Origin of the sequence: Peribacillus asahii (assembly GCF_004006295.1) — a bacterium.
GTDB classification, from domain to species: Bacteria; Bacillota; Bacilli; order Bacillales; family DSM-1321; genus Peribacillus; species Peribacillus asahii_A.
In genome coordinates, this window is the sequence record NZ_CP026095.1 from 3,508,438 (window position 1) to 3,527,703 (window position 19,266).

Annotated in this window: 18 protein-coding genes, 2 pseudogenes and 2 riboswitches; of the genes and pseudogenes, 5 read left to right on the forward strand and 15 right to left on the reverse strand. The window is 37.6% G+C overall.

The window, feature by feature from the left end; all coding sequences use genetic code 11:
* Positions 1-264: 264 nt before the first annotated feature.
* Together BAOM_RS17295 and BAOM_RS17300 are read right to left on the reverse strand one after the other, a co-directional pair.
* A pseudogene (locus BAOM_RS17295) lies at positions 265-2,034 on the reverse strand (vitamin B12-dependent ribonucleotide reductase); the annotation flags it as partial.
* A gap of 344 nt (positions 2,035-2,378) precedes the next feature.
* Positions 2,379-3,173 (reverse strand): annotated as a pseudogene (locus tag BAOM_RS17300) (ribonucleotide reductase N-terminal alpha domain-containing protein); the annotation flags it as partial.
* A 504-nt stretch (positions 3,174-3,677) separates the two neighbouring features.
* On the opposite strand from BAOM_RS17300, the gene BAOM_RS17305 reads away from it, so the two are divergent.
* A complete protein-coding gene (locus tag BAOM_RS17305; RefSeq protein WP_127761353.1) occupies positions 3,678-4,061 on the forward strand; it encodes a rhodanese-like domain-containing protein in 384 nt (127 codons plus the stop codon).
* Positions 4,062-4,129: 68 nt separating this feature from the next.
* Here BAOM_RS17305 and gcvPB read toward each other — a convergent pair whose 3' ends face one another.
* Genes gcvPB through gcvT form a run of 3 tightly spaced genes read right to left on the reverse strand, consistent with a single transcriptional unit; the run spans position 4,130 to position 8,050 of the window.
* Positions 4,130-5,587, reverse strand: coding sequence for an aminomethyl-transferring glycine dehydrogenase subunit GcvPB (gene gcvPB, locus BAOM_RS17310; protein WP_127761354.1), 1,458 nt, complete (start codon positions 5,585-5,587; stop codon positions 4,130-4,132).
* Positions 5,580-6,926 (reverse strand): aminomethyl-transferring glycine dehydrogenase subunit GcvPA, encoded by a 1,347-nt coding sequence (gcvPA, locus tag BAOM_RS17315; protein WP_127761355.1) that lies wholly within the window; start codon positions 6,924-6,926, stop codon positions 5,580-5,582. Before gcvPA ends, gcvPB begins: the two co-directional genes overlap by 8 nt.
* A gap of 17 nt (positions 6,927-6,943) precedes the next feature.
* The gene (gene gcvT / locus BAOM_RS17320; RefSeq protein ID WP_127761356.1) at positions 6,944-8,050 is read right to left on the reverse strand and encodes a glycine cleavage system aminomethyltransferase GcvT; all 1,107 of its coding nucleotides are present in this window, start codon (positions 8,048-8,050) and stop codon (positions 6,944-6,946) included.
* Positions 8,051-8,139: 89 nt separating this feature from the next.
* Positions 8,140-8,217, reverse strand: a riboswitch (glycine riboswitch).
* A gap of 3 nt (positions 8,218-8,220) precedes the next feature.
* A riboswitch (glycine riboswitch) is annotated at positions 8,221-8,309 on the reverse strand.
* A 195-nt stretch (positions 8,310-8,504) separates the two neighbouring features.
* Here gcvT and BAOM_RS17325 point away from each other — a divergent pair.
* Complete coding sequence (locus BAOM_RS17325) at positions 8,505-10,193, forward strand: DEAD/DEAH box helicase (RefSeq protein WP_127761357.1); 1,689 nt, start codon at positions 8,505-8,507, stop codon at positions 10,191-10,193.
* Positions 10,171-10,965, forward strand: coding sequence for a YqhG family protein (locus BAOM_RS17330; RefSeq protein WP_127761358.1), 795 nt, complete (start codon positions 10,171-10,173; stop codon positions 10,963-10,965). Before BAOM_RS17325 ends, BAOM_RS17330 begins: the two co-directional genes overlap by 23 nt.
* 79 nt (positions 10,966-11,044) lie before the next feature.
* Here the strand turns inward: BAOM_RS17330 and BAOM_RS17335 are convergent, their stop codons facing one another.
* The 8 genes from BAOM_RS17335 to comGA form a co-directional block, all read right to left on the reverse strand.
* Complete coding sequence (locus BAOM_RS17335; RefSeq protein ID WP_119115514.1) at positions 11,045-11,242, reverse strand: YqzE family protein; 198 nt, start codon at positions 11,240-11,242, stop codon at positions 11,045-11,047.
* Positions 11,243-11,471: 229 nt separating this feature from the next.
* On the reverse strand, positions 11,472-11,852 hold the full coding sequence (gene comGG, locus BAOM_RS17340; protein WP_127761359.1) for a competence type IV pilus minor pilin ComGG: 381 nt from the start codon (positions 11,850-11,852) through the stop codon (positions 11,472-11,474).
* Entirely contained in the window at positions 11,842-12,288 is a 447-nt protein-coding gene (gene comGF, locus BAOM_RS17345; RefSeq protein ID WP_127761360.1) for a competence type IV pilus minor pilin ComGF, read from the reverse strand. The genes comGG and comGF overlap by 11 nt, the downstream gene beginning before the upstream one ends.
* Entirely contained in the window at positions 12,272-12,610 is a 339-nt protein-coding gene (locus BAOM_RS17350; RefSeq protein ID WP_127761361.1) for a hypothetical protein, read from the reverse strand. The genes comGF and BAOM_RS17350 overlap by 17 nt, the downstream gene beginning before the upstream one ends.
* Positions 12,597-13,031 (reverse strand): competence type IV pilus minor pilin ComGD, encoded by a 435-nt coding sequence (comGD, locus tag BAOM_RS17355; protein WP_127761362.1) that lies wholly within the window; start codon positions 13,029-13,031, stop codon positions 12,597-12,599. Before comGD ends, BAOM_RS17350 begins: the two co-directional genes overlap by 14 nt.
* Positions 13,018-13,356 carry a competence type IV pilus major pilin ComGC gene (gene comGC, locus BAOM_RS17360; protein ID WP_127761363.1) on the reverse strand — a complete coding sequence of 113 codons (339 nt, stop codon included), beginning with the start codon at positions 13,354-13,356 and terminating at the stop codon, positions 13,018-13,020. The genes comGD and comGC overlap by 14 nt, the downstream gene beginning before the upstream one ends.
* Positions 13,346-14,398 (reverse strand): competence type IV pilus assembly protein ComGB, encoded by a 1,053-nt coding sequence (comGB, locus tag BAOM_RS17365; RefSeq protein ID WP_127761364.1) that lies wholly within the window; start codon positions 14,396-14,398, stop codon positions 13,346-13,348. Before comGB ends, comGC begins: the two co-directional genes overlap by 11 nt.
* A complete protein-coding gene (gene comGA, locus BAOM_RS17370; protein WP_127761365.1) occupies positions 14,364-15,407 on the reverse strand; it encodes a competence type IV pilus ATPase ComGA in 1,044 nt (347 codons plus the stop codon). The genes comGB and comGA overlap by 35 nt, the downstream gene beginning before the upstream one ends.
* A 450-nt stretch (positions 15,408-15,857) precedes the next feature.
* On the opposite strand from comGA, the gene BAOM_RS17375 reads away from it, so the two are divergent.
* Positions 15,858-16,559: a helix-turn-helix transcriptional regulator gene (locus tag BAOM_RS17375; RefSeq protein ID WP_127761366.1), complete on the forward strand. Its 702-nt coding sequence runs from the start codon at positions 15,858-15,860 to the stop codon at positions 16,557-16,559.
* A gap of 86 nt (positions 16,560-16,645) precedes the next feature.
* Positions 16,646-16,888, forward strand: a complete 243-nt coding sequence (locus BAOM_RS17380) for a DUF2626 domain-containing protein (RefSeq protein WP_127761367.1) — start codon at positions 16,646-16,648, stop codon at positions 16,886-16,888.
* A gap of 45 nt (positions 16,889-16,933) precedes the next feature.
* Here the strand turns inward: BAOM_RS17380 and BAOM_RS17385 are convergent, their stop codons facing one another.
* Together BAOM_RS17385 and BAOM_RS17390 are read right to left on the reverse strand one after the other, a co-directional pair.
* The gene (locus BAOM_RS17385; RefSeq protein WP_127761368.1) at positions 16,934-18,010 is read right to left on the reverse strand and encodes a class I SAM-dependent methyltransferase; all 1,077 of its coding nucleotides are present in this window, start codon (positions 18,008-18,010) and stop codon (positions 16,934-16,936) included.
* An 80-nt stretch (positions 18,011-18,090) separates the two neighbouring features.
* Positions 18,091-19,260, reverse strand: a complete 1,170-nt coding sequence (locus BAOM_RS17390) for a M20 metallopeptidase family protein (RefSeq protein WP_252282574.1) — start codon at positions 19,258-19,260, stop codon at positions 18,091-18,093.
* Between the last annotated feature and the right edge of the window lie 6 nt (positions 19,261-19,266).

A 19,266-nucleotide genomic window follows, 5' to 3' on the forward strand; every position in this document is an offset into this window, starting at 1 on the left:
ATTAGACTATTATGCCTTGTTAGGTTTAAGTATAATTGTTCACAGTGTATTCTAATTTTTGGTAAAACTAATCAACTGCTTTATTCCACAATCTGGCCCTTTAACGGAACAACTTATTGTCACTCAACAGTTCCTCAATCGATCTTTCAATTCAGATGTTCTTTTTCTTTTCACTATAAAAACACCCCTTTAGATAAAAATATCCAAAGGGGTAAAACGGTACGACTTTATTTTAAATCCACAACTTTTTTACGAATCATATTCTTATAGTCCACACTTTAATTGTGCGCCACAGTTTGTACATGTATTGCAGCCGCCAATATCTTTTACTTCTCCTTTTCGACAAACAGGACAAGTATTGCCCACTTCAGAACCAATCGTTACATTCGTTGAGCGAAGTTCGTTAATCGTATCAACTAATACAACTTTTTTCTTATCTGCAGGTTTTTCCTCTGTTTGGACTTCTTCATCCAGCTGATTTTCCTCAGCTTTCAGCGTCAATACTTGGCTATCACGGCTACCATCTACATACACTGTACCGCCTTTTGCGCCGCCTTTGTATAAGCGCTCATATACTTTTTCTACTTGATCCACTGTATAACCTTTTGGCGCATTCACCGTTTTACTAATTGAGCTATCAATCCAGCGTTGAATAATACATTGAACATCCGCATGTGCTTCTGGCGTTAGTTCCATCGCTGAAATAAACCATTTTGGAAGCTCGTTTGCATCCGCTTCTGGATGACGATCTAAATATTCTTGAACGATATCTGCTTTTACTTCAATGAACTTCCCTAAACGTCCGCTTCGGAAATAAGTAAATGAGAAGTATGGTTCAAGACCTGTTGATACTCCGACCATTGTTCCTGTACTACCCGTAGGAGCAACTGTCAATAGATGCGAATTACGAATACCTGATTCAACAATGCTTTCGCGAATATCTTCTGGCATCTTCTTCATGAAGCCAGTTTGAGTGAATCGCTTACGTAATTCCATCGTTTCCTCTTCTGTTTCACCAACAAGGAATGGGAAGCTTCCTTTTTCTTTAGCAAGCTCTACAGAAGCACGGTAAGCAGTCGTTGCAATTGTTTCAAACACTTTATCAACTAATACATTACCTTCTTCAGAACCATACTCTGTTTCACAATAAATAAGTAAGTCATGAAGTCCCATAACACCTAAGCCAACACGTCTTTCACCAAGTGCTTGCTTTTTATTTTCATCAAGGAAATAAGGTGTGGCATTAATGACGTTATCTTGCATTCTAACGCCGACTTCAACAGTACGTTTCAGCTTTTCAAAATTCACTGTTTTTGTATCTTTATCTGCCATTTCAGCAAGGTTAACCGCTGCTAAGTTACAAACGGAGAATGGTGCTAGTGGTTGTTCCCCACACGGATTTGTAGCAACAACTTGCTGTCCATACGCTTTAGCATTTGTCATTTCATTCGCATTATCAATAAAGAAAATCCCTGGTTCTGCTGAATATGTTGCACAAATATTAATTAAGTTCCAAAGCTCTTTAGCGCGAATTTTACGATATACACGTACTTTATGGCCTGACTTTTGCCACTCGCGTACATCGCCGACATTATGCCATTCTGCGTTGTAGTGAGCCATTTCATCCGCATCATAGCTTTCCACGTCTGGGAAGCGAAGATCGTAGAAATCATCGTTTTCAACAGCTGCCATAAATTCCTTCGTTAAACAAACGGAAATATTAGCCCCTGTTAAGAACTCAGAATTATGAACGCTGTAATTGCCGCCTGTGCGCAATTTCGTTTCTGCTTCTTTAATGATTTTCTCGTTAAAACCGCCTAAACCAGGAATTTGTTTATAATTCACAATTCCTTGGTACATCGCTTCTTCTTGTTCTGTTAGCGGTGTAAATTTCAATTTATCTAACGCATATTTTTTAATCGTTTCGTCCTTTGTGTTTTCCACTAAATAACGAAGAATGCGTGGGTTTTGCATTTTTGAAATAATGAATTCAATGATATCTGGATGCCAGTCCGAAAGCATGATCATCTGTGCCAATTTGTTATGTTAGTTCGCTAAGCTAACGCTCTATGTCACCATAGAGTTCAGACCATATCTTACATCTAAACTAGATGCCCTCGCACTTCGGAGTCGCTTGACTCCTACTCTACTAACTTCCGCATTTCAGCGTGTTTTCGATGGCCGTTGAACCTTCTCCATATTAAAGGAGCTTGGCTGCTGATTGTCTTTTTCCACTTGCTGTTTTTAAGCTTTCACGCTTACCGTTTCCAGTTACGTTGTAGCCAGCAAGTCATGTGGGACGTTTTTAACATCACCAATAAAGAGTTCCCAGCAATTCACGAGGTTTATTTATAGACGAGGCACACTTATGCTAATCTACCACGTCTTGACCCACCTTGCTCCACAAGATGCGTCAATTTCGCAATGTCATCTAACCATGATACAGAACCTGATGATTTCCCGTTTACACCTTTTGCAAGCGTGTTTCGTGGACGCAGTGTAGAACCATTTGTTCCAACACCGCCGCCTCGGCTCATGATTTCCATCACTTGCTTACGATGCTCAGAAATCCCTTCACGAGAATCCGGTACAAATGGCATTACGTAACAGTTAAAGTATGTGACATCTGTATCCGCTCCCGCTCCATATAATACACGTCCTGCAGGAACAAAATTTAACTCTTTCAATTCACGATAAAATTTCTCAAACCACTCTTGTCTCTTTTCCTCTGTTTCTTCAACAGAAGCTAAGCCTGTAGCGTTACGCTTCGCAATTTGCTCATAGAAAATTTCAAGTGGTTTCTCAATGACATCTAACGGTCGGTTAACGATGCCTGTTTCCACTTCCTCTGGTTTATCTAACACACCGCGGAATTCTTCTTCCACTAACACTCGGGCCTTTTTCGCCTCCCAGTCAATGCTTACGATAAATCCTAAGCCTCGTGCAGGGAATTTAGGATCTTCTTTAATCGTTAACACAACGAAATCGCCCTCAGTTAATGTCACTTTCTCTGTGTCCTTAAATGAGTAGCGATCAATCATCACAAGGCGTGAAACCCCTTTATGTGTCATCTTCATATCAGGTGTAATCGGGTGAACGGGAGCAAATAAAGAAATATCCTTATTCAACCTTTCGACATTAACCTTTGAAGTGGAATTTAAAACAACCGACATATTGTCCTCTCCTTATTCATACAAATTCTTAAACCTCTTCTTGCTGTAGAAATGTGTATGTAGCCCATACATTGCCGTTTCATTAAGCAGTAATATAAATCTATCATACGCATTCTTTTTAATCAACATATAGTATACACTTAATTATTTTCTATACTACATGTTGTGTCCCCTTCTGATTTTTTTATTTTTGTCAAACGTCAAAAGGCTTAATTTGTGTAGAAAAAAGGAGAATAGGATTGATTTTTAATTATTTTTGGAGATATTTCGATAAATTTCAAACTTGCAATTTCATTATGTATTTTCAACCTAGGTCTCTCAAGGAAAGTAGAAACTCCTGTTCGTTCTACTAAAAAAATAAAAATATTTTTTTCTCTTGATTTCTTAATCTTTGTGTATGCAAAACGCCTTTGTTCTTTGTTAAAATTTATTTTGATTATTAACTGGTGCAACTATATAATAAGAGATGTCTGTATGTTGCTTAGGTAGAAAGGAGTTTTACGTTTGGATTTTTTATATTCACTGCTCATCTTCATTGTAATTGTTGTTGCTTATTCCCTATTTACATGGTTTCGCCAAAAACGAGCTGTTACACCTCTTACACAAGAAGAATTCATTGCAGGATATCGTAAAGTACAGCTAATTGATGTACGCGAGCCAAATGACTTTGAAAATGGTCACATTTTAGGAGCAAGAAATATCCCGCTAACTCAACTAAAAACGCGTCTTGTAGAAATTAGGCCGGACAAGCCTGTGTATTTATATGCACAAAGCGAAATTGTAAGCGGTCGAGCAGCTCTTTTACTAAAGAAAAAAGGGTATAAAGAACTGTTTCATTTAAAAGGCGGGTTCAGAATGTGGACCGGTAAAATTAAAAAGAAAAGCTAAGAAACTTATTCTGCATAAAATGCATAAAAAAATCCCTACTTTATATAAAAGCAGGGATTTTTTGATGATTATTTTTGATAACGTAACACAGGTTTTCGAGCAGCAAGTGTTTCATCTAAACGTTTAACTACCGTTGTATGCGGTGCTTCTTGCACGATTTCTGGTGATTCCTCTGCTTCTTTCGCAATTTGAATCATCGCATCAATAAAAGCATCTAGCGTTTCCTTTGATTCCGTTTCTGTTGGCTCGATCATCATTCCTTCTTCCACATTTAATGGGAAGTAAATAGTTGGCGGATGGTAGCCGAAATCAAGCAGCCTTTTCGCAATATCCAGCGTACGTACACCTAGTTTCTTTTGACGACGACCGCTGAGCACGAACTCATGCTTACAATGACGATCGTAAGGAAGGTCATAGAAAGGAGCCAGGCGACGCATCATATAATTCGCATTAATAACGGCATTTTCCGTAACCGCTTTAAGACCATCTGGACCCATTGAGCGGATATACGTATACGCACGGACATTAATACCGAAGTTTCCATAGTACGGTTTTACACGACCGATAGCTTGTGGTCGGTCATAATCTAATACATATTGATCCCCTTGTTTTGTAACAATCGGCTTAGGTAAAAACGGAATTAAATCCTCTTTTACACCAACTGGACCTGAGCCAGGGCCACCGCCTCCATGCGGACCTGTAAACGTTTTATGAAGATTTAAATGAACCACATCGAAGCCCATGTCTCCTGGACGAGCTTTCGATAACACAGCATTTAAGTTCGCTCCATCATAATACAATTTACCACCAGCATCATGCACAATTTTCGCAATTTCTAAAATGCTTTCCTCAAATAATCCAAGTGTATTCGGATTCGTCAGCATTAATGCAGCTGTATCAGCACCTACTACACGCTTTAAATCTTCTAAATCAACTAAGCCGTTTTCATCGGATTTCACCGTAACCGTTTCAAGACCTGCAACCGTTGCAGAAGCTGGGTTTGTACCATGAGCTGAGTCTGGTACGATAACTTTTGTACGACCTGTATCTCCATTTGCTTCATGGTAAGCACGAATCATCATTAATCCCGTCCATTCACCATGCGCTCCAGCTGCTGGCTGTAACGTGACTTGATCCATTCCAGTAATTTCAATTAAATGCTCTTGCAAGTCATACATCAACTCTAGAGCTCCTTGAACCGTTTTCGCTTCTTGGTACGGATGAATATGAGCAAATCCATTTAAACGAGCAACATTTTCATTAATTTTTGGATTATATTTCATCGTACAAGAACCTAGTGGATAAAACCCTGAATCTACACCATGATTTCGCTTAGAAAGAGCCGTATAATGACGCATAATATCAAGTTCTGATACTTCAGGCAATTCCGCTTCCTCAGCACGAATATATTCCGCAGGTAAAATATCATCTAATGAAACTTCTGTTACATCCATCTCTGGTAAACTATAACCAATACGACCTGGTGTACTGATTTCAAAAATTAACGATTGGTCTTGATTATTCATGATGATCCCCCAATTCATTAGCAAATGCATCAATTTCTTCTTTCGTTCTAAGCTCTGTTACAGCGACAAGCATATGATTCTGTAATTCTGGATAGCTGCTTCCTAAGTCATAACCGCCGATAATTCCCTTTTCAAACAATCGATTGTTCGTTTCTTGATAAGAAGCAGGCAGCTTCAACACAAACTCATTAAATGAAGGACCATCAAAGACCACTTCAAGCCCTTGTTGCTTTAGTACTTGTTTCGCATAATGAGCTTTTTGAATATTTTGAACGGCCATTTCTTTTACACCTTTTTTGCCGAGAGCAGTCATGGCAACAGACGCTGCCAATGCATTTAAGGCTTGGTTAGAACAAATATTAGACGTTGCTTTATCACGACGAATATGCTGTTCACGCGCTTGAAGTGTTAATACAAATCCGCGCTTACCATTCTCATCAACCGTTTGACCGACAAGTCGACCTGGCACTTTACGAACAAGCTTATTTGTAACAGCAAAATACCCGCAATGAGGTCCACCGAACGAAGATGGAATACCAAATGGCTGTGCATCTCCTGTCACAATATCAGCTCCTAATTGACCTGGAGGAGTTAACGCCCCTAACGCAAGTGGATTGCTGGATACAATGAACAGCGATTTTACACTATGAACGATTTCTTCTATTTCTTTTAATGGTTCAATTCGACCGAAAAAGTTTGGATATTGAACGATCACACCAGCAACTTCATCTGTTATCAATTCCTTAAGCGCTGCTACATCTGTTACACCGTCTTTGTAAGGAATTTCGATTACTTCAACATGTTGTCCTTTTGCATATGTTTTTACCACATCTCTTGCTTCTGGATGAACAGTTGTTGAAAGGAGGATTTTTTTACGACGTGTTTGACCTGCGCTTAACATCGCTGCTTCAGCCAAAGCTGTCCCGCCATCATACATCGAAGAATTGGCTACATCCATACCTGTTAGCTCACTAATCATCGTTTGAAATTCAAAGATTGCTTGCAGCTCTCCTTGTGAAATTTCAGGCTGATATGGAGTATATGCTGTATAAAATTCTGAACGAGCAATCACGTGATCCACAATAATTGGCGCATAATGATCATACACACCCGCTCCTAGAAACGAACTATAGCTTTTTAAATCTGCATTTCGACCTGCTAGTTTCGTTAATTCCTTTAATAAAGCAGGCTCTGATTTTGCTTGTTTAATGTTATATTCGCCTTGAAAACGAACGCTTTCCGGAATATCACTAAAAAGTTCATCAACTTTAGAAACCCCGATTGCTGATAGCATTTCTTTTTGATCTTGTTCTGTCATCGGTAAATAGCGATGTTTCATTTAAATAACCTTCCCCTCTAGTTTCGTGGTCGTTTATAAAATGGTGTTGCCGTTGTAACAGCTTTTAAGCGTTTCGAACGAATCTCTACTTCGACTTCAGTGCCTAGAGTAGTAAATGCTTGCTCGAGCAGTGCCAACCCAACATTTTTCTTTAAAGTTGGTGATTGAGTTCCCGTCGTAACTTCTCCAATTAACTTCTCGCCGCTGTAGACTTTATAGCCATGACGCGGAATCCCGCGATCAATCATTTCCAATCCAACTAGCTTGCGCGGAGCTCCATTTTCTTTTTGTGAGGCAAGTACTTCTTTCCCTAAAAAGTCTGTGCTCTTTTCCGTTTTAACCGCAAATCCAATACCAGCTTCAATCGGTGTAATATCAGCAGAAAGTTCTTGACCATACAATGGCAACTTCGCTTCAAATCGAAGCGTATCGCGCGCACCTAATCCGATTGGTAAAATCCCTTCTTCTTGACCAGCCTCTAACAATTTGCGCCATAGTTGCGGCCCCTCTTCAGAACGGCAATAGATTTCAAACCCATCCTCCCCTGTATAACCAGTACGGGAAACTAGTGCTTGAACACCATTAATATTCACACCATCCTTGAATTTGAAAAATCCAATTTCACTCAAATCTGAATCTTTCGTCAACTTTTGAAGTACCGTTTCTGCAAGAGGCCCTTGCAAAGCAAGTTGTGCATATTCACTAGAAACATTAACAAGCTCTACATCTTCAATAAGATGTGATTGTAACCATTCAAAATCTTTATCGATATTTGCAGCATTCACACAAAGCAAATAGTCCTGTTCTGCTCTTTTATAAACAATTAAATCATCTACTGTGCCGCCATTTTCATAGCACATCGCTGTATAAAGTGCTCCACCTGCTTGCAGCTTGGATAAATCATTCGTAAGCATTTTTTGCAAGAAAGCAAGACTTTGATTTCCTTTAACTTCAAACTCACCCATATGCGAAACATCAAACAACCCCACTTTTGTGCGAACTGCTTCATGCTCCTCTTTAATTCCTGAGAATTGTACAGGCAGTTCCCAGCCTCCAAAATCAATCGTCTTGGCACCACTCTCACGATACACTTCAAATAATGGTGTTCTTTTTAAATTCGTCAATGAATTCCCTCCTTCAATAAACTTGTTAACGCGAAGATATTCCTCAAAAAAGGCATAAAAAAGGACAGAGAAAGCCTATCATAGCTTTTCTCTGTCCTGAAACCTGAAAGTTTACCTTATACAAGGCTTTCCCCTTTGGTGGTCACCTATCGTGACACTCTCCAGAGTTGCGTCCAGCAAGAGTTCTTTTGCCTGAGAGATTCACAGCTTCGTTTGCTCCTTCGGCGCTACATGACGTAGTCTCTCCCCTTGCCTTCATTCGCTTATAAAATTGTCACGTACTGCTCATACTATGAAAAACAAATTATGCTTTTCTTTAAGATACTTTCATCCTACCTTAAGAGGGATATAACTGCAATCATTTTTTATAAAATAAATTCTAAAAACTGATCATTTCCGAGCGTTTCACAATAAAACATTCGTGTTTAGAACAATTTGAAAGGGGTTGGAGCGTGTGAAAATTGAAATTACCTCTGATTTAGAATGGAGTGATAATTTTTTAACGAAAATTAATGAGGATGGGCCCTGGGCAAACTGGGAGCTGTATAAATTAGCAATAGAAGTCACTAAAGACCTTGTTATTTCTGATTTTGAAGGATTACAGGCACCTAAATATTTGCCTTATTTAAAACCGTTACCTCATCAGCTTGAAGCAGCTAGACAAGTAGTAGAAGAAATGAATGGAAAAGCCATTTTAGCAGATGAAGTAGGACTTGGAAAAACGATTGAAGCCGGTTTAATTTTAAAAGAATATATGATTCGCGGCCTTGTCAAAAAAGTATTAATTCTTGTACCCGCTTCCCTCGTCACTCAATGGGCGTTTGAATTAAATACAAAGTTTCATATACCAGCGGTTACACAAAGAAAAAGTTATGTATGGGACTCTTGCGATGTAGTGGTGTCCTCGATTGATACCGCTAAAAGGAAGCCGCATAGTGAGATGATTTTGAATCAAGATTATGATTTTGTCATTATTGATGAAGCACATAAACTTAAAAATAATAAAACAAAAAATTACGAGTTTGTCCAAAATCTCAAAAAAAAGTTTTGCTTATTGCTAACAGCAACACCTATTCAAAATAAGGTGGAAGAAATTTTTCACCTCGTTTCTCTATTAAAACCAGGACATTTAGGAAATGCCAAATTATTTGCCGAAAAATATAAAGGAAAAGGACGTACTATCCAAGAAAATCAGCATCTAAAAGAACTCGTCAACACGGTGATGATTCGCAACCGCCGGGCAGATACGAAAATCGAATGGACGAAACGCCAAGTTGAAACGATTATTATTGATTTTTCTAAAACAGAACAAGCTCTATATGATGCAGTTTCGCAGTTTAAAGTCCATTCAGATGGAGTAGGACATTCCTCTTTTTCAACGCTCACACTCCAAAGAGAAGCATGCAGTAGTCGCGAAGCTGTATATTATACATTAAAAAATATGAAAGCGAAGTATGAAAATCCACCTGCAGCCTTTACAGCGATGATTGACAATATATTACAAAAAGTGAACGAGACAGAACAGAATTCCAAAGCTGAAAAAGCGCTGGAGTTAATTAAAAAAATCGATGATAAAGTCATTATTTTTACGGAATATCGTGCGACACAACTCTACTTACAATGGTATTTGCAACAAAATGGCATTTCTTCTGTGCCATTTCGCGGCGGCTTTAAACGCGGTAAAAAGGATTGGATGCGTGAGCTGTTTCAAAAACAAACGCAGGTCTTAATCGCAACAGAGGCTGGAGGAGAAGGGATCAACCTTCAGTTTTGTAATCATTTAATTAATTTTGACTTGCCGTGGAATCCAATGAGATTAGAGCAGCGAATCGGACGTATCCATCGACTTGGACAAGAAAAGGATGTCATGATTTATAATTTTGCAACTCGAAATACGGTGGAGGAACATATCCTCAAACTCTTATATGAAAAAATTCATTTATTCGAAAAAGTAATCGGTGAACTAGATGATATTTTAACAAAACTAGATATTCACAATATCGAAGAGTATTTAATTGATGTCGTTGGTGAGTCCAAATCAGAAGGAGAAATGAAAATTAAAATGGACAATTTATCTTCCCTCATTCAATTTGCTCAACAAATGAAAGATGGTGACGTTCATGCAGCAGCAGGACATTCATAAATTTTTACTCACATACTTTGAAGCGAATCATTGTGAAATACTTGAAAATCATAATACTTATTTAACTGTTCAATTAACAATTGAAATGGATAAAGAGTTAATGAACCGCCCTTTTTATTGGCACTACCTTGAAAAAACAGGCGGCATCCCTAATCCTTCACAATTAACATTTATAACAGACAGCCAAAACGTACCAGAAAATATAAAAGGAGAACATATTTATTTCGGTTCACCACGTCTTCATCAAATTATTGAATCAACAAAAAAACTAGCTAGCTACATTCGCTTATATGAAGATAAACAAACAAACGGCCAACAAGTTTCTCTATTTCCTTGGTTAAATCTGAATGTAAAAATCTCTTATCAATGTGACCGTAAAAAAGATATTTTCCAATCCGTCGGGCTTAATCTTATTACCGGGGAAATCGTAAATGAATTTCATAATCACATTTTTTCTATTAAATTAACACCTAAAATTCCTGATTATTCTTTCACACTCTCTCCGCTCATTATGCCTAAAAGCGGATTAACCAGATTGGATCGTTATATTCGCCAAAACTTTGAGCAGGATGATCATACTTGGGCAGAGCAAGCGATGCAGCGATGGAATAATGACCTCCGTTTATTAGAACATTTTTACAACGAAAGTGAAGAAAAAAGCGAAAGCTATTATACAGAAAAGGAAGCGTTAAAAGCTCAATACGAACCGAAAATACACATTTCAATCGTGAATGGAGGGTTATTTTATTTATCTGATTATAAAACATCATAAGTTGAGCCTTCCTAGAAAAACAACTTCCTCTCTGCCTTGAATATTTATTGATCTATAACGAAAGAAAACAGATGCCTAATTAGGACATCTGTTTTCCTTTTTTCATTTTCTTAAAAAACATCGATAACGCAAATGGAACAATGCCAAACCAAGTAGAGACAGAAGAAGTACGCTCTCCCTTCCTTTGTTGACGATTTTCCTTACGTTCTGTTTTTGTTAAATTAAAATATTGAACCAATTGTTGTGTCAAGTATTTAATATAAGCATTTGTTGACATAAGCATCACCTGCTCATAAGCATACCCATTTTTTCTTGGCTTTATACGACATTTAACAGACGTCCTACTGTATCCTTGCTCCAATCTGCTTCGTTATGTTAGCAATCCATTTCCAGCTTCTTGGCCCGTATACTTACCTTTGTTTAGCAAGCTGTTTACCGCCCGTTATTTTCCCGTTCCCATAAACCCTGTTAACTATATTGTATTCATCCCTAAAAACACCTATTGACTATTTTTCCACCCATTCTGTTACCTTTCCTACATTCTTATCATAATAAATTAATACCACTCCCTTTCTGTTATTGACTGTAGATCCGTATAAATAAACTGAAGCAACTTCCTCATTTTGATTTACCACTTCATAATACACATCACCATTTGGATACAGAAGGATCCCCGGCTCAATTATGACTTCTTCTAATTCACCCCATTCTCTTTCCAAATCACGAACAGCTAAGCGCAATAAATGATCAGACATTAAGGTTTCTTCCACTTCTTTATAAAACCGTTTATCCAGAACAAATTGCTCCATCATATACCCTGCCAACAAAATGAAAGAGGTCGAAACAACAAGTAAAATTGGCGACGCAAAACCTTTTTCATTCTTCATTTACGTTAAACTCTTTCTTAAAATATGGATGAAATGTGCGACTATATTGCTTTCCACTATAATCTGTAACTTTTACACTAATTTGGTTTCCCTTCTGGTTTACTTGAAAGTCAGCGACATTTTGCAATAAAATTTCATGTCCTAAACCCTCTACTTGGCGCCGTACGATATTTTGATACAATTCAACCGAAGCCACACTTCCATTCGTGAGCAAATACAGTTTATTATTCTTTACTGTTTGATTCTTCGATTCCCGCAATTCTTTTTGCAACTGTATCGAAAAAACTTCCCATTCCTTATGGTGGAGCTGCTTGTTCGTTATACCATTGGGATACATAACCAAAAAAATTTGTAAAACAAAAAGAGAAATCATCATGAATACGACGAGTGATATGAGCATTTCAACCATCGTAAACCCATTACTTTTTTGTAGCATCACACACCTCTTCTCTCTTACCAAAGGCGTTTTGATACTGGATGCACCCCTCCACCATTTCAGGAAAGCCGTTTGGTACTCCCCAGTTCAAAGTAAACAAATGATTTTGGCGCTGGATTTCTATAGACACAGCCTCAATCTCTCCATCCGCAAATGCAGTTAACTTTTCATATAATAGATAATGCGCTTCTGTTCTTAACAACATGTTTTTCTTATTAAGCTTTAATTGATCGAATATAGGAAATAACGCAAATACAATAAATAAACACATGGATAACGCTGCTAGCATATCTAAATAAATATACCCGTCACACTTTTTCAAATTTAAATCTCCCTTTACCAATATACACTGTTAATTTATATGTCTCGTGCTTTGATTGAACATGCATAATTCCTGATGTGATGGCTGTACCGACACTATTAAAAGTAATTCTTTCTCCTAATGTCCGATTCTTAAATGTAATATGGGAAGGAAGTGTTCTTTGCAGTGTATAATCGCCTGATGACGAAGACACTTTATAATTATCACTATACATATAAACAGTTGTCTGTTGCTCATGGCTTATAGCATATTGCTGAGCGTAAAAAAGATCGTCTCCAAATTGCTTGACAAACTGTTTTATTTCCATCCTTTCTATATATGGCGGATATAGATTGATACTTAATGAAACAATTAAAAGAAAAATGGACAAAACCATCAAAATCTCAGTTAACGTATACCCTCCGCTGTTATTCTTTAGCATCAGCTTTTACCTTTCCATCGCTATCAATGCTAACCGTATCTCCATTTGGACATGTAGTCTGTATTAAATAACCTTCCGTTTTTAGTTCCGCTACATCAGCTGGCCATTTATTATGATCAATTTCATAAGCTTGCACTTGAGACTGTACCATTTTCACAAATGCTTCACATCCTTTTGTCTGAACTGTCGATTGATGCTTTGTAATATTCGGTATCGTAATGATTAATAAAACGGAAATAATGAGCAAGACAATGAGCATCTCGATGAGAGTAAATCCTTTTTCATTGCGTAATCTTTTCAACAAAAGCTCCTCCTTATAAGCCATTAAGTAATGAAAACATTGGCAATAATACAGCTAAATAAATAGAGACAATAAGCAGACCGATGAATGAAAACAACATAGGCTGAATAATACGCATAATCATACTCGTTTTCTCTTCAATTCTTTCTAACAATAAACGACTATAATGAAATAATTCTTCATCAAGTCTTCCGTACTTTTGACCGTTTGCTATCACAATATAAAGGTTCTTTTCAAAATAAGAAAGCTTCTGAACAATCGCCTCAAACTGCTTTCCTTCTAATAACTCGCGCTGCATTTGGGTACATAGCTTTTGATAAAAAGGCTGTTGCCTGTTTTGCGCCAATAGCTGTATGCTCTCATTAATAGAAAGACCACCGGACAATAAGCCGCTAAACTGACTTGCAAAAAAGTGGGTTTCATATAAGCGAATAAGCATCCCAATAACCGGGATATGCAATATAAGCCTTCTTTGAGTAAGGGGGCATAATTGGTTAAACCAATATCGTTTAAGTAGATAAATGAGGATACACAATAAAAGTAAAATGATAGGGATTTTCGGGAGAATAGCCGAGATAGCTAATATACTGTTCAAGAATATATTGTGTTCAATATGCATCGAAGCAAAAAGCGTCTCAAATTTCGGTAAAAGTACACGTTGCAAAATAAAAAACACATTACCAATAAAAAAGAGTAGAAAAATTGGGTAAATGAATAGCTTCTTTATTTTGTCCAAGTCCTCCGCTCTCTTCGTCCAATATTTCCCTCCTTCCTTTAATGCTCGCGATAACTCACCATATTGCTCTCCATAATAAATATAACTTACAAGTTGAGAATGAAATTTCATTTCGGCTAAAACTTGATGTAAAGCCTCACCATTTTTTAACTGTTCCATTCCTTCCTGTAAATCTTCTTGTCTTTTTTTTGACTCCTGAAACGTTAAAAAACGAATGGCTTGTGCTAAAGAATAACCATGTTCCAACAATTCCCCAAGCTTTAGTAAAAATGAAGCTTGCTCCTTTACCTTCCATTTACCCCCTCTCATCAATAAATACCAATCTTTCAAATTCTTTGTTCTCGACAAAGCCCATCGCTACAGCTTTACCGATTTCTTCTTTCAACGTTCGATGGCGAGCTTCAATATTCTCTCCTTTTACTCCTTGTAACACTTTCACTAAATCTCTTCCATAAAGAAGTTCATACACACTTGCTCGCTTATTTGCAGCACCGCCTACTGTTCTTCGATTTCTTAATTCGACTAAACGTTGTGCCGTTACAGCAATTAAACTTTGTTCAATTTCTAACCAACTTACACCAAACTCTAACAGCCGTGAAATAGCTCCTGCGGCATCGCGGCTATGCATCGTTGTTAACAGTAAATGGCCTGTAAGTGCCGCCCTAATCGCTATTTTAGCTGTTTCTGAATCACGAATTTCTCCCACCATAATCACATCAGGATCGTGACGTAAAGCTGCCTTTAAGCCGACTGAATACGTAATTCCCGCTTTCTCATTAATTTGAACTTGCAATACGTTTTCGGATTGATTTTCGATAGGATCTTCAAGAGTAATAACATGGCGGTTATACAATTCCTGCACATGATGAAGGATGGAGTACAGCGTTGTCGTTTTACCTGATCCAGTCGGACCTGTGAAAATAATCATTCCATGTGAGTGCTTTAAAAGAGAAATCAATCGCTCGGTAGTGGTTGGAAAAAGAGAGAGTTGGTTAAGTGGCAGAATGTTTTGCTGGGGAATTAAACGAATGGCTAAACTTTCAACATATGCTGTAGGTAATGTTGATAATCTAAGTCCGATCACTCGATCTTCTAAATGAAGCGTAATCGAACCGTTTTGGGGTCTTCTTTTTTCACCGATATCCATTGATGCGAGATATTTTAGATGAGAGATAAGACGTTCTGTTTCTTCAAAAGAGAGATTTTCTTGGGGAATGAGTCGATTATCGATTCGAAATCGAACGAGTGGACCTTCTTTGCGAGGCAAAATATGAATATCTGATGCAGCTAACCTGATAGCACGCTTCAAAATATCATCTGCCGTTTTTTCAATAGACATGCCTGAGCATTCACCTCCTCATTTTCTATGTTTCCAAGTTTCGACACTTTTTGGGGAAATCCTTCTTTTTTCAAAAAAATTTATTTATTTGGCTATGTCATGATTATACTTTCAATGTTTGAGTATCAAAATTATTGTTAAACAAAGTTACTTATTTACAACTCAAAAACAACCAGTAAATACCACTTATTAAATAACCTCATTTCGTTCATATTACTTATAGGTTCTGTTCTATTACACTTTAAAGCCATCTAATGACGGTTTAAAAAAACATCAATTGTTCACAATTTACTAACTTTTAAGCATTTTATAGCTTTTGTATATAATTAAACACTATTAACCTGTGTAAAATGTGAACATTTTCTAAACAAAAAGTGTATCCTCGTTTCCTTCATTCCATTTTTTACTCTCTGTATTATAATGGAACAAATAACATTAGGAGGCGAGAAGGTGGAACAAACATTACGAATTACAAATGTGCTGGCAGACCCTACACGATTTTACATCTACCAATACATTATTAAAAATCATCATGATGTCACTGTACAAGAAATTGCTGATTCATTTGACATTCATCCAAACGTAGCCCGACTCCATCTATCCAAGCTAGAAGACGTAAATATGCTGGTTTCTGAGACAAGAAAAACTGGTAAGGGAGGGCGCCCAAGCAGGCTATATCGATTATCGGATAAAGTTATTCAGCTTCATTTTCCTAGCCGAGATTATCAGCTTCTTGCTAAAATAGCCATCGAATCGATGAGTAAGTTAGGGGAACAAGGGATTGAGGCCTTATCCCATACTGGAAGAACATTCGGTCAAGAACTCGTGAATCAACAATTAGCTCAAAATGCCATTACTTTTGAGCATTTATCCTTTCAAGGAAAAGTCAATTTGCTCAATAATGTCGCAACCGCTGCAGGATTTTCTCCTAATTTCCAACTAAATTCAGAAGAAAATGAAATTGTTTTACGCATTTCTAACTGTCCGTTTAGTGAAATTGCTGTAACCAATCGGCAGGCCATTGCCACAATGCACGCCGCTTTTCTAAACGGAATCGTTCAAGCTGTATTCGATAAAGTAGAACTAGTAGAAATTCAAGACTCTATTTCTGAATACGCATTCTGTACATATAAAGCAATCATTACAAAGTAGATACAAACACAGCTTTACATAGCCCCATCAATTACACTATAATGGTTTTATAATGACAATGTTTGGAAAAAAGAGGAGGGTTACAAATGGAACGCATGTTTAGAGTATGTGGCTTTTGGACAGGAATCATGGCCATTTTCTTCTATTTAGGCGATATGTACCAAACTTCTTTACTTTTCTTTGCTCAAACAGGATTCTTTGTGCTTTTAAGTTATTTAAAACTGTCTGAACGGATGTATTTGTATGTGTTTGGCGCATACTTAACCGTTTTCTTTGCTGGATTTACGTACTATACGGTCTTTTTAATGACCCCTGGTACCGCTCACTAAAATAATAATACATCGCCCATAAATCTTATTTTATGGGCTGTTGATTTACCCGTTAATAAGCCCCTTTGACTGAACAAGAACTCGAAAATACTCACTATATCCCCCGACAAGTAAACTTCGAATGGCTCGATTTCGCTTCGCTGTTTCCGAAAATGGGTCAAGTCCATTATCTTCTTCTAATTCATCCATGATTCCTGCCTTCACTAAAAATGCCTGCTGTTGTAAAAAATCCTTCTCGACAAATCCATACTTTACTCCTTCTCTTCTTAAACAATCAAAATGAATATGGGACGTTAAATCCATCTTACCTGGATGCTCTAAAACATTCCTTACCATTCTGTGTTGGTAATAACCACGCAAACTGCCTTGACAATGAATGGGTTGTTGCCACTCTTTATCTGTATAACCATAATCAATCGTTACAAGCAATCCAGATTGTATTCGCGATGCAAGATTTTGATACAGTTCCACCATTTGCAATGGTATTTCCATACGCTGTCCTTCTTTTAAACAAATGTTCTGACTCTCTAAATAAGAAATAATTTTATCATTCCTCAATGGCGATTTTATTTCAATAAGTATTTCGTTCTTTACTGTAACAAATACCTCTACCATTTCTCCATTCTGCTTCTCAATACTATGAACAGGCAAAGCATCGAACAACTCATTGGAGAAAACAATTCCATTTATCTCTGAATATTGCTCAAGAACACCTCCAAAAGAAACCTGCGGAAAAGCCATTAGCCGTTCTTTTTGCCTCTGCTGATGGTCTAAACTACGATCAACTAATCTATATTCAACACAATCAAAAAGTTGAATCTCCTTCTGTTTCCAATAATGCAATATATCATAAGCAAGCTTTCCGTCTCCAGAACCAATTTCAATGATTGTTGGAGGCAGGTTGTATTCCTTTATTAAATAAGCAAACCATTTAGCTAATACTCTCCCAAATACATCTCCTACATTGACAGATGTATAAAAGTCCCCCTCTCTCCCAATTTTCTCCCTAGAACGCATATAATAGCCAATCTCCGGCGTATATAAAACGGCCTCCATGTACTCGCAAAAAGAAATTTTTTGGTCCGGACTATTCATAATTAGCTGTTTCATATACTTCTCCATTACACTGCCACCCCCATTTGCCTTCTAAATATTATAAAAAATAGGCACCTGAAACAAAATTTGTCTCAGATGCCTGTTAGCTAGAATACATAATGCCCAATAATTTTCACAAAGGCTTTTCCGATTATGACCAGCGCTTTCTCCTCAAAATCAAAACGAGGATGATGGTGTGGGAAATGCGTGCTTTCATGCTCATTTCGAGCCCCCACTTTAAAGTACGTTCCCGGTTTTTCTTGTAAAAAGTATGCAAAATCTTCTGCGCCCATGGACGGCTCGAATTCTACAATCGACTCTTTTGAAAATAGTTCTATCAAAACTTCTCTCAATAATTCCGTTTCCGAAGGATGATTATATAGAGCCGGATAGCCATTTAAATAATCAATATGATAACTAGCATGATGTGCCTCCGTAATCCCTTTAACAATAGAACGAATTTCTTCTTCAATTTGAACACGCACATCATGGTCAAAGGTACGAACGGTTCCTTCAAGCTTAGCTGAATTGGCAATAACATTGAAAGCATCACCTGCTTGAAAAACGCCAATAGTGACCACCGCTGCCTGTAAAGGATTAATTCTGCGACTCACAATTTTTTGCAAAGATTGGACAATTTCGCTTCCAATCACAATAGAATCAATTGACTGATGAGGTCTCGCTCCATGTCCCCCTTTTCCTTCAATTGTAATCGTAAAAGCATCGACTGCAGCCATACGAAATCCTGAACCAACCGCCACTTTTCCATAGGGAATATCTGTTGCTAGATGTGCACCAAATACAGCGTCTACTCCATCTAATGCCCCATCTTCGACCATAAATTTTGCGCCGCCAGGAGGCTTCTCCTCTGCATGTTGAAAAATAAAAATGAGTTTCCCTTTTATTTTTTCTCGAAACTGGCTAAGCGTTCGTGCTACCCCAAGCAGTGCAGATGTATGGCCATCATGACCACAAGCATGCATCACACCTGTTTTTTGTGATTTATATGTCGTCTCCTTTTCATCCTGAATCGGAAGAGCATCAAAATCTGCTCTTAAGGCGATTGTTTTCCCTTCTTGTTCTCCTGTAAGAATACCAATAACACCATTTCCGCCAATATTCTCTTTTACGTCTAACCCAAAACTACGCAACTTCTGGGCAATAAACGTTGCGGTTTCCGTTTCCTGAAAAGATAACTCGGGATTTTGGTGTAAATATCTTCGCCATTCAACAAGGTCAGAAAAGCTATTTTCTATTTGTGCATATATCTGTTCCATATGCAT

Excerpts from the sequence above, each read along its gene's own strand:
- gcvPB (WP_127761354.1), bottom strand. The coding sequence starts at position 5,587 with ATGAATAATCAAGACCAATCGTTAATTTTTGAAATCAGTACACCAGGT.
- gcvPA (WP_127761355.1), bottom strand. The coding sequence starts at position 6,926 with ATGAAACATCGCTATTTACCGATGACAGAACAAGATCAAAAAGAAATG.
- BAOM_RS17330 (WP_127761358.1), top strand. The coding sequence starts at position 10,171 with ATGCAGCAGCAGGACATTCATAAATTTTTACTCACATACTTTGAAGCG.
- BAOM_RS17335 (WP_119115514.1), bottom strand. The coding sequence starts at position 11,242 with ATGTCAACAAATGCTTATATTAAATACTTGACACAACAATTGGTTCAA.
- comGG (WP_127761359.1), bottom strand. The coding sequence starts at position 11,852 with ATGAAGAATGAAAAAGGTTTTGCGTCGCCAATTTTACTTGTTGTTTCG.
- comGF (WP_127761360.1), bottom strand. The coding sequence starts at position 12,288 with ATGCTACAAAAAAGTAATGGGTTTACGATGGTTGAAATGCTCATATCA.
- comGD (WP_127761362.1), bottom strand. The coding sequence starts at position 13,031 with ATGCTAAAGAATAACAGCGGAGGGTATACGTTAACTGAGATTTTGATG.
- comGC (WP_127761363.1), bottom strand. The coding sequence starts at position 13,356 with ATGGCTTATAAGGAGGAGCTTTTGTTGAAAAGATTACGCAATGAAAAA.
- comGA (WP_127761365.1), bottom strand. The coding sequence starts at position 15,407 with ATGTCTATTGAAAAAACGGCAGATGATATTTTGAAGCGTGCTATCAGG.
- BAOM_RS17380 (WP_127761367.1), top strand. The coding sequence starts at position 16,646 with ATGGAACGCATGTTTAGAGTATGTGGCTTTTGGACAGGAATCATGGCC.
- BAOM_RS17385 (WP_127761368.1), bottom strand. The coding sequence starts at position 18,010 with ATGGAGAAGTATATGAAACAGCTAATTATGAATAGTCCGGACCAAAAA.
- BAOM_RS17390 (WP_252282574.1), bottom strand. The coding sequence starts at position 19,260 with ATGGAACAGATATATGCACAAATAGAAAATAGCTTTTCTGACCTTGTT.